This is a genomic window from Phenylobacterium aquaticum (genome assembly GCF_022695515.1).
Lineage (GTDB): Bacteria > Pseudomonadota > Alphaproteobacteria > Caulobacterales > Caulobacteraceae > Phenylobacterium > Phenylobacterium aquaticum.
Map to the genome: position 1 here is coordinate 38,387 of NZ_JALDPT010000012.1, position 12,318 is coordinate 50,704.

Here is a 12,318-nt window from a genome sequence, read left to right on the forward strand (position 1 = left end):
CCTAGACCACGAACAAGGGGGCGAACCCGCCGCCCGGCGTGCGAAGGTTGGTCGCCTGCCCCTGGTAGAGACGCGCCGCCGATAGCAGGACATCGCCGTCATAGGTGTAGAGCCGAACGTCCAGCTTCCGCGTCTCCGGCCGCCCATCGATCTCGATCTGGCGTTCGCTCGGCGGCGAATAGGCCTGGGCCACATAGTCGGCCTGGAGAATCTCGGCCCACACTCGCGTCGTCAGCTTCTCGCCGCGATAGACCCCCTTGCTGGCGTGGCCACGGGTCGGCTTGAAGAACCACCGCTTGCGCTCTCGCCAGAGCTCCTCGGCGTTCTGCGGCGTGACGCTGATCGTGCGGGGGACGGCGTTCAACGCCGCAAGCGCCGGAGCGCTGACGCCCCAAGCCGCGAGCGTCGGCAAGTCCGAGAACAGGATGAGGTCACGCTTGTCCGCATAGAGCGCGTGCAGATGCGGGTTGGGCGTCACCACCACAGCGCCGTCCAGGTAGGCTTGGCGCAGAGCGGCATGGTGCGGTTCGTCGAAGGCGAAATCGACCAGGCGATTGTAGACGAGGTCGATCGGCGCGCCGGCGGCGGACAGCAGGCCGTCGCGATAGCTCAGATCGGCGGGGTCCAGGATCAGCACCTCGACGCCCGCGGCGGCCAGCACGCGCTGAGCGATCAGGAACTCGGGATAGAGGTGTTGCTCAGCCGGCGCATCGTCGACGATCGCCAGGCGCCGAAGCGCGCCCGCGCGGCCCTGGAGGGACCATTCGCGGGCGAACTTGTCCCGCGCCGCCCCGGCGAACGCCTCGGCTTCTCCCGGCGCCAGGCCGATGCCGGCCTCGGCGCAGCAGACGCGCTGCGCTTGGCCTGCCAGGGCGTTCAGGAAGGCGCCGCCGGCGTTGGTGTTCACCTCGATCAGGCGGGGGCCCTCCGCCGTGAGATGGAAGTCGTAGCCCATGAGGGCCCCGCGCGGCCAAAGTCACGCCGGGCGATGTCAGGCGCCCAGGCGAGCGCCGCCTGCTGGTATGCGGGATGACGAGCCACTTCCTCGATCGCCGCGACGACGGCCCGAAGCTCGGCCACCTCGCCGGCGGACAGGAAGACCGGCGCGCGCGAGAACAGGTGCGGGCGGGTCTGCAGCATGGGCGCGGCGAGCTCCCCGAGGTTTTCGCTGAGCGCGGCCAGCAGCGCGCCCTCGTCCAGGGTTCGACAGAAACAGCCCGCGTTGAGCCGGCCGGCTCTTGTGAGCGCGCCCGACGCCTCGTCTTCGCAGCCGCAGCTCATCGGGACGTCTCCAGCGCGGGCTGGTCATTTTGCGCGCGCCCTGGAGGGCCTGGAGCCATAGCCTCTCGTGTGTGGATAGCGATCATCTGCTCCTCATCGGTTGGTATGACCCAGACGGCGACGCCGCTCCCCGGGAGGCTGATCTTGGCGTCTCCACGCCGATTGGCCGCGTCGTCGAGTTGCACGCCAAGCCACGCCAGACGTTCGCAGATCGCGGCGCGAACCAGCGGACAGTTCTCGCCAATGCCCGCGGTGAAGACGATCCCATCCAGTCCGCCGAGCGTTCCGGCCAGCGCCGCCGCCTCGCGCGCGACCCGAAACACGAAGAGCTCGATGGCCTCGCGCGCCGACACCTCAGGGCTCTCGAGCAGCACCCGCATGTCGGCGCTCAGGCCTGAGACGCCCAACAGACCGGACTTCTGGTAGAGCAGGTCGCTCAGTTGCGCCCCGTCCAGGCCTTGGGTCTGGAGATAGAGGATCACGCCTGGGTCGAGGGATCCGCAGCGGGTTCCCATCAGCAGCCCGTCGAGCGGGGTTACGCCCATCGTGGTGTCCACGCTGCGTCCTCCCAGCAAGGCGCAGAGGCTCGCGCCGGACCCGAGGTGGGCTGCGATGACGCGCCCGCCGGCGACCGCGGGGTGCAACGCCGCCAGGCGGTTGGCGAGGTATTCATACGAAAGGCCGTGGAAGCCGAAGCGGCGGAGCCCGTGGGCTTCAAACTCGCGCGGCAGGCCCAGACGGTCCACCACGGGGTCGTGCCCATGATGAAACGCCGTGTCGAAAGCGAGCGCCTGCGGCAGGTTCGGGCGGGCCTCAGCAATCGCATCGATCAGGTTAAGCGCGGAAAGCTGATGCAGCGGAGCCAGCGGCGCAAGCGCCTGAAGGGCCTCTCCGATCTCGGGTGTATAGAACATCGGCTGGCGGAATTGCGGACCGCCGTGGACGACGCGATGGCCCACGACGTCAATGGGCGCATCAATTTGGCTCTCGATCCAACCCAACAGGTCTAGAAAGGCCGGGCCGACGCCCTCCGTTGGCGCCTTGTCCGGCGCCGGGAGGGCTGTCCCCTCGGCGTCCCAAGCCTCGAATACGGAACCGCGCGGACCGCGTCCCACGCGCGCCCGAAGCACCGGCGCGACCGCAGGACCTTGGACATCGAACACCGCCAGCTTGGTCGTTGACGAGCCGCCGTTCACGGCAAGAAGGTTTCGGGTCCTGTCCGCGCGCGGGCTCATCGGCCGGTCTCAGTCCTCACCAAATTCCGCACGCGGGTTAACCAGGGCGCGCGGATGCCGCCCTTGTGACGCGCGCGCGGCGGAAACCTTACGAGCCCTCCTTTGGCCGGCCCGACGTAATGCCACGCCTCGCCCTGCGTCTATCCCGGCGTCCAACAACCGCGGCCTCGCGTCATGGCGCCCGCTAGCCGAAAAAGGAACACCGATCGTGGCCGACCTTCCCCATTCGCGCGGCATCGTGCGCGGCCTGGCTATCGCCGCCTTCGCGGCGGGGCTGGCCTATCTCTTCTTCGGAGAGCACCGGGTGCATCTGCTGGGCTACCTGCCCTTCCTGATCCTTCTCGCCTGCCCGCTGCTGCACATGACCATGCACGGCGGACACGGCGGACATGGCCACGCCCCCGATCCGGCCAAGTCGGTCGACCGGACTCCCCCCCAGCAACCGCAATCCTGAGGAACCGCGATGCAACAACCGCAGGCCTACGGGCTCTGGTCCCTGGTGATCCTGAACTCGGCGATGTTCATCTTCTTCGCCTTCACCTTCTTCAAGCCGAAGACGACACGCGACTGGCGCTCCTTCGGGGCGTTCAGCGCCTTCCTGGTCGCGCTGTTCACCGAGATGTATGGCTTTCCGCTGACGATCTACGTGCTTTCGGGGTGGCTGCAGAGCCGCTATCCGAACGTCAACTGGTTCAGCCACGACTCCGGCCACCTGCTGGAGATGATGTTCGGCTGGAAGGCGAACCCGCACTTCGGGCCGTTCCACATCATCAGCGCCCTGTTCATCGGTGGCGGCTTCTGGCTGATCTCCGCCGGCTGGAGCGTCCTCTACCGCGCCCAGCGTGACGGCCAGTTGGCGACGACGGGACCCTACAGGTCCGTCCGCCATCCGCAGTACGACGGCTTCGTCCTGGTGATGTTCGGCTTCCTCCTGGAATGGCCGACGATCCTCACCGTCGCGATGTTCCCCTTCCTGGTGTTCATGTACTGGCGCCTGTCGATGAACGAGGAAAAGGAAGCGTTGGCGACCTTCGGCGAGGTGTACGCGGACTATAAGCATACAACACCGGCTTTCTTCCCGCGGCTCGGGCGTCGGGACCGCGCGTCGGGACCGGCCCTGGGCCACTCCTGAGGCCGTCCGTCTCCTCCAACCCGACTGAGCACCATGCGCACCATCACCGTCGATGTGTCGGGCTTCCGGACCCCGCTCGATCCGCTCGTGATCGAAAAGCACCTGCGGGCTTTAAAAGGGGTCCGCAGCGCCAGCGCCAACTTCGCCTCGGCCTCGGCCAGCGTGGACTATGACGAGGCCGCGGTCAGCGCCTCGGACCTGGAGCAGGCGGTGCGCGACTGCGGCTTCCACTGCCGCGGCGAACTGGTCCCGCAGCACGTCTGCGGGACGACCGGCGAGACGGTCTCACATCAGCCGCCGGCGCCCCCGCACCATCACGGCGCAAAGTCCGACGCCGGCGCAGCCCATGCCAACCACGACGATATGGCCGACATGGGCCACGGCGCGGGCATGGACATGCGGGCCATGGCCCGGGACATGCGCAACCGCTTCCTGGTCGCCGTAGGCTTCACGATCCCGATCTTCTTCCTGGCGCCCATGGGCTTGGAGGCGCTGCGGGTGACGCCGCCTTTCGGCCTGCCGTTGAAGCCGGTGCTGTTCGTCCTGGCGAGCGCGGCGATCCTCTACCCAGGCTGGACGTTCTTCGTCGCCGCGGTCCGCGCGCTTCGCAAGGGCGTCTTCAACATGGCCGTGCTGGTGCTGCTCAGCGTCGGCACAGGCTACCTGTTCAGCGTCGGGGGCACGTTCTTCTTCGACGGCGAGCAGTTCTACGAGGCCTCGGCGCTGCTGCTGGTCTTCATCCTGCTGGGGCATTGGCTGGAGATGCGCGCCCGCGCCGGCGCCTCCGAGGCCATTCGTCGGCTGATGGATCTCGCTCCGCCCACCGCCAGGGTGGTGCGAGGCGGCGTGGAAGCCGATGTGCCCACCTCGGCGGTCGTCGCCGGAGACCAGGTGCTGGTCCGACCCGGCGGCAAGATTCCGGTGGACGGGACGATCGAGGACGGCGCGTCGGAGATCGACGAGTCGATGCTGACCGGCGAGTCCCTGCCCGTCTCAAAGACCGTCGGCGACACGGTGATCGGCGGCTCGATCAACAAGAGCGGCGCCTTCCGCTATCGCGCGACCAAGGTGGGCGCCGACACCGCCCTGGCCCAGATCGTCAAGCTCGTGCAGGAAGCTCAGAACTCCAAGGCGCCCGCCCAGCTGCTGGCCGACCGCGCCTCGCAATGGCTGGTCCTGGCGGCGATCGCGGTGGGGCTCGCGACCTTCGTCATCTGGTTCTGGGTGATCGGCCAGACCCTGCTGTTCGCGCTGACCCTCACCATCACCGTCTTCGTCATCGCCTGCCCCGATGCGCTGGGGCTGGCCACCCCCATGGCGATCATGGTCGGCACAGGTTTGGGCGCGGCGAATGGCATCCTGATCAAGGACGCCGCGGCCCTGGAAGAGGCCGTGAAACTCGACGTCGTGGTCTTCGACAAGACCGGCACCCTGACCACGGGCGAGCCCAAGGTAGTGCAGGTCACGCCGGCCGCCGGCGTCGATGAGACAGACCTCATCGCCACGGCCGCGGCTCTGGAACACGGCTCCGAGCATCACATCGCCAAGGCCGTGCTGGCCCGCGCCGAGGGCCTGCCGTTCCAAACAGCGAGCAAATTCGAATCTTTCGGCGGCAAGGGCCTCAAGGGCGAGGTCGATGGCCATCCGGTGCTCTCCGGCAACCGGATGCTGATGGCGGACAATGGGGTGGACCTCGGGGAACTGGCCACAGAATCCGAGCGCCTGCAGGGCGCGGGCCGCACCGTGGTGCACATCGCCCGCGACGGCCGAGTGATCGGGATCATCGCGGTCGCCGACGCCGCCCGTCCGACCGCGAAGGCCACGATCGCCCGCCTGCAGGAGCTGGGTGTGAAGGTGGCGATGATCACCGGTGACAATCTGGGCACGGCCAAGCGGATCGCCGCCGAGCTCGGGATCGACATCGTGCTCGCCGAGGTGCTGCCGGGCGACAAGGCCGCCAAGGTGAAAGAGCTTCAAGCGCAGGGCCAGAAGGTCGGCATGGTTGGCGACGGTGTCAATGACGCCCCGGCGCTCACCCAGGCCGATGTCGGCTTCGCCATCGGCGCCGGGACCGACGTGGCGATCGAGAGCGCCGACGTGGTGTTAATGCGCAGCGACCCCGCCGACGTGGTCAAGGCCATCGAGCTGTCGCGCGCCACCCTGCGCAAGATGCACCAGAACCTCTGGTGGGCGGTGGGCTACAATGTCGTCGCCTTCCCGCTGGCGGCCGGCGTCCTCTATCCCATCACGCTCAGCCCCGAGGTCGCCGCCATGGCGATGTCGGGCAGCTCGGCCTTGGTGGCGGTCAACGCCCTGATGCTGAAGCGCACCCGCCTGGGCGCCAAGACGCGCGTCACCGCGACCGACAGGACCAGCTCCGCGCCCGCGACCTGAGGGCGTGCTGGCGTGCGCGCAGGACAATGAGCGCCTGGCCTGTAAGGCCAGGGCGCGAGCAACGTCCTATCCCATGCATGCCGCCCCTGCGGCGCTTCTGGAGGAGAGCCCATGTCCGCCTCGCTTGATCACCCGTCCGCCCCGACCGGCGGCGTCGCCATCGTCCCGCTCGGCCTCACCCTCTCGCTGTTCCTGTCGGGCAACTTCGTCCTCTGCGCCCTGGCCGGCTTCCTGCCCGGCATGGAGAACCTGCACTTCCTGTCGGCGCTCTATCCGGCCCTCGACTGGACCAGCCCCGCCCTGATCATCGCCGGCGCCGCCTGGGCGTTCGCCTGCGGCTGGTACATCGCCCTGGTCTGCGGCTGGCTCTACAACGCCTTCGCCGCGCCCCGGGCCTGACACCCGATCCCGCGCGCCGGATGGACGGCTTCATCCTCACGCTGATCGCTGCGGACGCGCGCGCCGTCGAGGTGGTGGAGCGCAAAGGCTCTGGTCATCCGGACACCATCTGCGACGCCCTGGCCGAACAGCTCTCCAGAGACCTCAGCGCGGCCTATCGCGCACGGTTCGGCGCGATCCTGCACCACAATGTCGACAAGGCCCTTCTCAGCGCCGGCCGGTCCGCCCCTGCGTTCGGGGGCGGCCGGGTCGTGGCCCCGATCGAGATCTATCTGGCGGGCCGGGCGACGGCGGAAGCCGGAGGCGAGACCATCCCGGTGGCGGAGATCGCCATCGAAGGCGCCCGGCGTTGGCTCGGGACCCATCTGCACGCGCTTGACGTCGACCGCCACGTCAAGATCCACCCACGACTACACCCGGGGTCGGCCGACCTTCGCGGTCTGTTCGCGGCCGCCCAGGCCGGGATCCCGCGCGCTAACGACACCTCCATCGGCGTGGGCTACGCGCCCCTGAGCTCACTCGAGCGCCTGGTGCTCGCCGTCGAACACGCCGTGGTCGCCCAGGCCGTCCCCGGCCGGCGCCCCGCCTGGGGCGAGGACGTCAAGGTCATGGGCGTCCGGACCGGCGACCGAGTGCGCCTGACCCTCTCCTGCGCCATGATCGGGGCCCACCTGCCCGACCTCGACGCCTATCTGGGCGAAAAGGCCGCCCTGGAGGCCCTGGTCCTGGACACGGCGGCGGGCTTCGGCTTCGGCTCGGTCGAGGTCGCCGTGAACGCCGCCGACCGCCCGGACCTCGGCGAGGTCTATCTCACCGTGACCGGAACCTCTGCGGAAGCCGGCGACGACGGCCAGGTCGGCCGCGGCAACCGGATCAATGGCTTGATCACGCCAGGCCGCCCCATGAGCCTCGAGGCTGCCGCAGGCAAGAACCCCGTCAGCCACGTCGGCAAGATCTACAACGTCGCCGCCCAGGCCATCGCCCGCCGTGTCGTCGCCGACCTGCCCGAGGTCCTCTATGCCGAATGCCTGCTGGTGAGCCGGATCGGCGCGCCAATCACCACGCCGGCCGTCGCAGAAGTCCGCATCGCGCTCGCCGATCCCACCGCCCTGCCCGCCCTGTCTGTCCAGGTGGAAGCTCGCGTTGAAGACGCGCTCGCCCGGTTGCCCGCGGCGGCCGATGCGTTCCTAGACGGAGCGATTGGCCTGTACTGATAGGCATTCGCCAACTCTTCGCACTCAACCTTACAGTTGCGGCAAGGTTTCGATGATGTATTAGAACCTTACCACAATTGGAACCTTGCCGTTCTTTATCGACTATTTCCGTAATCCAGGCGAAATTCCGTCGAATTCTGTCTTTGCCGGACCGGCAGTTGATCTCCGTCAAAGAGCTTCCGCCAGTTGCGATTGATCTTCGCTCGCAGACCGAGATCGGACGCCCCCATGACCCACGTCGCCCGCGCCATCGCCGAAGTTCCACCGACGGTCGGCGCATATCTTCACCTGACCGCCAGATCGACGCCTCGCGCCGAAATCCTGCGGCTGGTCGAGCAGCGTCTTCGCGAAGGCCAGGCCGGACGGATGCGCTTTCTGCGCAGCCGCCTGCGCTCACGGGAGGACGCCGAGGACGTGCTGCAGGAATTCGCCCTCAAGACGGTCCAGGGCGTCGAACGCCTGACGGACTTGGCGAAGGTGGACGCCTGGCTCGCCGTCACCCTGCGCAACGCCCTGTTCGATCGCTACCGTCGCAACGCCGGACGCGCCCGGCTGCAGCAGGCCGCCCAGGCCGAGCCCCCCGGGCCCGTCGACGCCGGGGCGGACCTGGAGGCGCCGCTGGGCTGCCTCTCGCACGCGCTCACCGGCCTGAGACCCGAGACCGGCGACCTTCTGCGCCACGCCGAGCTCGAGGAGACGCCCCTGCGGCGCCTGGCCGACGATCTCGGGATCACCGCCAACAACGCCGGCGTGCGAGTGCATCGCGCCCGCGAGGCGCTCCGCCAGGCCATGCAGGCGCGCTGCGCGGCCTGCGCCACCCGCTGCGAGCTCGCCCAGCGCTTCCTCGACCGCGTCGCCTGAGGCGATCCGGCTCGGCTTAGCCCGCCGCGCCTTCGTCCCGCAGGGCGTCGGCGAGCAGGCCCGCCACCGAAATTCCGTTGCTCGGATGCGCGACGGTGTCGGTCGAGACGATCCGCTCGGCCAAACGCGACAGTTCTGCGAAGGCGTCATCGGCAAAGAGTGCGTGGACCACCACGCAGTCCGGCGCTCGCATGCCCTGGCCAATCAGCCCGCGCGCAGTCTCGATCAAGGTCCTGCCCGAGGAGGCGATGTCATCGATCAGCACCGGTCGCCGGCCGGCCCACGCGCCAAGGTCGGGGATCGCGATCTCGACATCGCGGTCACCATGGCGCTCCTTGCGGAGCACGACATAAGGCGCGCCCGCCCGACCGGCGACCTCGGACACCCACTGCTCGCTCTCGATGTCAGGCCCGATGATCAGCGGCCGCTCCACGTTGGCGGCGATCCAGTCGGCGAGCAGGGGCGCCGCGTGCAGGGTGACGGCCGGTATGGCGTAGATTTCAGACAGCGCCTTGTGGCGGTGCAGATGCGGATCGACCGTGACCAGCCGGTCGACCTCCCGCGACAGCAGGTCGGCGAACTGGGCCGAGGTCACGGCTTCGCCGGCGTGGAACCGTTTGTCCTGGCGCATGTAGGCCAGGTAGGGCGCGACCAGGGTGATACGCGCCGCGCCGAGCTCCCGCAGCGTCCGCGCCGCGAACACCAGGCGCAGGAACTGGTCGTCCGGTCTGGCGAAAGAGCAGACGAGAACGATGTCGCGTCCCGCAACAATGGACACGATCCGCACGTAGGATTCCCCGTCCGGAAACCGGCGCGTCTCGAGGACGCCCGTCTCCGCACCAAGGCGATCGGCCAGGTCGCGGCCTTGCCGTTCCGAGCCCGGCATGGCGAAGACGAACGGGCCCGTGGTCACGCCTGAATCTCCATCAAGTCAGGATGCGCAGCGGCGTATTCGAGCGCATAGGCGAGTTCTCCATCGGATTCCGCGTGCAGGGTGAGCAATGGCTGCCCGGCGCCGATATCGTCTCCGAGACGCGCTTCGAGCGTCAACCCGGCCGCCTTGCGCTCCGGCGCGCCCGCGAGCTTCGCCAGGGTGGCGAGCTGCCGATTGTTGATGTGAACCACGCGACCGGACCGCCGCGCCAGGATCGGCGAGCGAAGCGGCGCCGTTGGTGGCGTCCTCAACCCGCCCTGAGCTTCGCATATCGCTTGGAACTTCGCCCACGCCTGGCCCCCGGCAAGGGTCGCTTCGGCGAGGCCCGCGCCCTCGCCTGGCTTGGCGACGCCAGCGAGCTCGAGCGCAGCGCCAGCCAGGAGGCAGGCCCGCGACCGCAAGTCCTGGGGCGCCTCGGCCGCGTTCTGCAACACCGCAAGCAAGTCGTACGCTTCCAGCGCAGGTCCGATCCCGCGCCCGACCGGCTGGCTGCCGTCGGTGATGACGCATCGGGTCTTGACGCCGAAGTGCGCGGCGACGGCTGAGAGGCGACCGGCCAACTCTTGTCCCGCCTCCACGGAGCGCACCTTCGCCGTGGGCCCGACCGGCAGGTCGAGCACAACGTGATTGGAGCCAGCGGCGATCTTCTTGGAAAGCACGGAGGCGACCAGTTGCCCCTCGGTATCGACGTCCAGAACGCGCTCAACTCGAATGAAGATGTCGTCGGCGGGGCTGAGGTTCACGGCCCCGCCCCAGACGATGCAACCGCCCTCGGCCTCGACCACGCGCCGCATGGTCGCAAGATCGAGGTCGACGGGCGCCAGGGTCTCCATGGTGTCGGCGGTGCCGGCCGGTGAGGTGATGGCGCGCGAGGAGGTCTTTGGGCACACCAGGCCGCAGGCGGTCAGAATCGCGACCACGATGGGCGTGGTGCGATTGCCGGGCAGACCGCCGACGCAGTGCTTGTCGACGACCATGTCGGCCTTCCAACTCAGACGGTCACCCACGTCGACCATGGCCTTGGTGAGCGCGACGGTCTCGCTTTCGTCGAGTGGGAGCGCCGACGACGCCGTCAGGAACGCCGCGAGATGCACGTCGGTGTACCGGCCGGCGGCGACGTCGCTGACGATCGCCTCAATGGCGGACCCATCCAGGCGTGAGCCGTAAATCCGCCGACGCACGCTCGACATCGACTCCAGCGCCGGCGCGTGGCGGACCTGGATCGGCGTGCCGGGCGCCACGCCGAGCAGGCGCCAGGCCTCCTCGGAAAGCGCGGCCTCATCCAGCTCGATGAGGTCGCCGTCCAGCTGGTAGAGGGTGGCGTAGACCTCGCGATTTCCCGCTGTGAGCAGCACCTGGGAGCGCGCCGACAGACCCTCCGAGCGGCAGACGTGGCAATCGCGCCGCATCAGCACAATCGACTCGTGCTGGGCGAAAAGGCCTAGCCGCCGCGCGCGTAACTGGTGCGCGCCGCTGGGCGAATGCTGATCGAGGCTCACAGCGTATGTGGCTCCATCATCTGCGGGACAACGCAATCCCAGCCGAGTTTGTCCTGGATCTTCAGGCGTAGGGCGTCCGAGGCGTTGGGCTCACCGTGGATGATGAAGGTCTTCTTGGGCGGCCGCCGGAAGCCGGAGAGCCAGCGCAGGATCTCGTCGGCGTCGGCATGCGCCGACAGCATCTGCAGGTTCTGCACCTCCGCGTGGATCGGGATCCATTGGCCGTGAATCTTGACCTCCTTGGCGCCCTCGACCATGGCGCGCCCGCGGGTGCCGGCGGCCTGGAAGCCCGAGAATAGGATGGTGTTGCGGCGGTCCGGGCCATAGGCCTTGATGTGGTGCAAGACGCGGCCGCCCGTGGCCATGCCGCTGGCGGCCAGGATGACCTTGGGCATGCGGTCCGCTGTCACCGCCTTGGATTGCTCCACGTCGCGGACATAGGTGGCGATGGCGCACGTGGCGTCACAGACATCCGGCGGCAGGCGATGGTCTTCCCGATGCGCGTGCATCAGGTCGGTGGCGCTGATGGCCATCGGACTGTCCAGATAAATCGGCACGAGCCCCAACCGGCCGGCCTGCTTCAGCTTCCACAGGTGGTAGAGCAGCGATTGGGCGCGCCCGACCGCGAAGGTCGGGATGATCACCGTGCCGCCGCGCTGGGTGGTGTGCTCGATGATGTCGGCGAGCGCCTCGTCCGGATCGCGCGCGTCGTGCTTACGGTCGCCATAAGTGGATTCGACCAACAGGTAGTCCGCCTCCTCGACCGGCTCCGGATCGACCATAACAGCGTCGCCGTAGCGGCCGAGGTCGCCGGAGAAGACGACCTTGGCGCCATGCCAATCCACCTGGACTGTCGCGGCGCCCAGAATGTGCCCTGCCCGGCGCAGCGTCACGCTTGCCCCGCCGGCGACCCGGGTCTCCTCATGGAACGGCATGGCGCTGAAACGCTCCATCGTCCGCTCCGCGTCGTGCACGCCGTAAAGCGGCAGCGCCGGCTTATGCTTCGTGTAGCCGTGTCGATTGGCGTCCTCGGCGTCCTTTTCCTGGATATGGGCGCTGTCCTTCAAGATGATATCGGCCACGTCCTGGGTGGCCGGGCTCGCGTGGATCCGGCCGCGATAGCCGTCCTTCACCAGTTTTGGCAGGTAGCCGGAATGATCGAGGTGCGCATGGGTGAGGATGACGGCGTCGACCGAACCAGCCTCCACCGGAAGCGGTTGCCAATTCTGCTCGCGCAGGCGCTTCAGGCCCTGGAACAGGCCACAGTCGACGAGCAGCCGCTGCCCATCGGCCTCCAGCAGATGTTTCGAACCCGTGACGGTGCCTGCGCCGCCGAGGCTGGTGAGCGTGATCACAGCAAATTCCTTCT

At 68.4% G+C, this 12,318-nt stretch carries 12 protein-coding genes; 6 read left to right on the forward strand and 6 right to left on the reverse strand.

Going from position 1 to position 12,318, the window contains the following annotated elements; genetic code table 11:
• Position 1 precedes the first annotated feature (1 nt).
• From MQH10_RS10635 to MQH10_RS10645, 3 genes are read right to left on the reverse strand one after another with little or no spacing between them, the layout of a single operon-like run.
• Positions 2-955, reverse strand: a complete 954-nt coding sequence (locus MQH10_RS10635) for an ATP-grasp domain-containing protein (RefSeq protein WP_242564036.1) — start codon at positions 953-955, stop codon at positions 2-4.
• Positions 913-1,281: a hypothetical protein gene (locus MQH10_RS10640; protein WP_242564037.1), complete on the reverse strand. Its 369-nt coding sequence runs from the start codon at positions 1,279-1,281 to the stop codon at positions 913-915. The genes MQH10_RS10635 and MQH10_RS10640 overlap by 43 nt, the downstream gene beginning before the upstream one ends.
• Positions 1,278-2,516, reverse strand: coding sequence for an acetate/propionate family kinase (locus MQH10_RS10645; protein WP_242564038.1), 1,239 nt, complete (start codon positions 2,514-2,516; stop codon positions 1,278-1,280). Before MQH10_RS10645 ends, MQH10_RS10640 begins: the two co-directional genes overlap by 4 nt.
• 208 nt (positions 2,517-2,724) lie before the next feature.
• Here MQH10_RS10645 and MQH10_RS10650 point away from each other — a divergent pair, with 208 nt between their 5' ends.
• The 6 genes from MQH10_RS10650 to MQH10_RS10675 all read left to right on the forward strand — a co-directional run bounded on the left by MQH10_RS10650 (position 2,725) and on the right by MQH10_RS10675 (position 8,516).
• On the forward strand, positions 2,725-2,970 hold the full coding sequence (locus tag MQH10_RS10650; protein ID WP_242564039.1) for a DUF2933 domain-containing protein: 246 nt from the start codon (positions 2,725-2,727) through the stop codon (positions 2,968-2,970).
• Between the two features lie 9 nt (positions 2,971-2,979).
• Positions 2,980-3,648, forward strand: a complete 669-nt coding sequence (locus tag MQH10_RS10655; protein WP_242564040.1) for a methyltransferase family protein — start codon at positions 2,980-2,982, stop codon at positions 3,646-3,648.
• A gap of 33 nt (positions 3,649-3,681) precedes the next feature.
• Positions 3,682-6,042 (forward strand): heavy metal translocating P-type ATPase, encoded by a 2,361-nt coding sequence (locus tag MQH10_RS10660; protein WP_242564041.1) that lies wholly within the window; start codon positions 3,682-3,684, stop codon positions 6,040-6,042.
• Positions 6,043-6,153: 111 nt separating this feature from the next.
• Complete coding sequence (locus MQH10_RS10665; protein WP_242564042.1) at positions 6,154-6,441, forward strand: hypothetical protein; 288 nt, start codon at positions 6,154-6,156, stop codon at positions 6,439-6,441.
• Between the two features lie 20 nt (positions 6,442-6,461).
• On the forward strand, positions 6,462-7,655 hold the full coding sequence (locus MQH10_RS10670; RefSeq protein ID WP_242564043.1) for a methionine adenosyltransferase: 1,194 nt from the start codon (positions 6,462-6,464) through the stop codon (positions 7,653-7,655).
• 228 nt (positions 7,656-7,883) lie between these two features.
• Complete coding sequence (locus MQH10_RS10675; RefSeq protein ID WP_242564044.1) at positions 7,884-8,516, forward strand: sigma-70 family RNA polymerase sigma factor; 633 nt, start codon at positions 7,884-7,886, stop codon at positions 8,514-8,516.
• A gap of 16 nt (positions 8,517-8,532) precedes the next feature.
• On the opposite strand, the gene MQH10_RS10680 is transcribed toward MQH10_RS10675, so the two are convergent.
• From MQH10_RS10680 to MQH10_RS10690, 3 genes are read right to left on the reverse strand one after another with little or no spacing between them, the layout of a single operon-like run.
• Positions 8,533-9,429 carry a ribose-phosphate pyrophosphokinase gene (locus tag MQH10_RS10680; RefSeq protein ID WP_242564045.1) on the reverse strand — a complete coding sequence of 299 codons (897 nt, stop codon included), beginning with the start codon at positions 9,427-9,429 and terminating at the stop codon, positions 8,533-8,535.
• The gene (locus MQH10_RS10685) at positions 9,426-10,949 is read right to left on the reverse strand and encodes a thymidine phosphorylase family protein (protein ID WP_242564046.1); all 1,524 of its coding nucleotides are present in this window, start codon (positions 10,947-10,949) and stop codon (positions 9,426-9,428) included. The genes MQH10_RS10680 and MQH10_RS10685 overlap by 4 nt, the downstream gene beginning before the upstream one ends.
• Positions 10,946-12,304 carry an MBL fold metallo-hydrolase RNA specificity domain-containing protein gene (locus tag MQH10_RS10690; protein ID WP_242564047.1) on the reverse strand — a complete coding sequence of 453 codons (1,359 nt, stop codon included), beginning with the start codon at positions 12,302-12,304 and terminating at the stop codon, positions 10,946-10,948. The genes MQH10_RS10685 and MQH10_RS10690 overlap by 4 nt, the downstream gene beginning before the upstream one ends.
• Positions 12,305-12,318 lie beyond the last annotated feature (14 nt).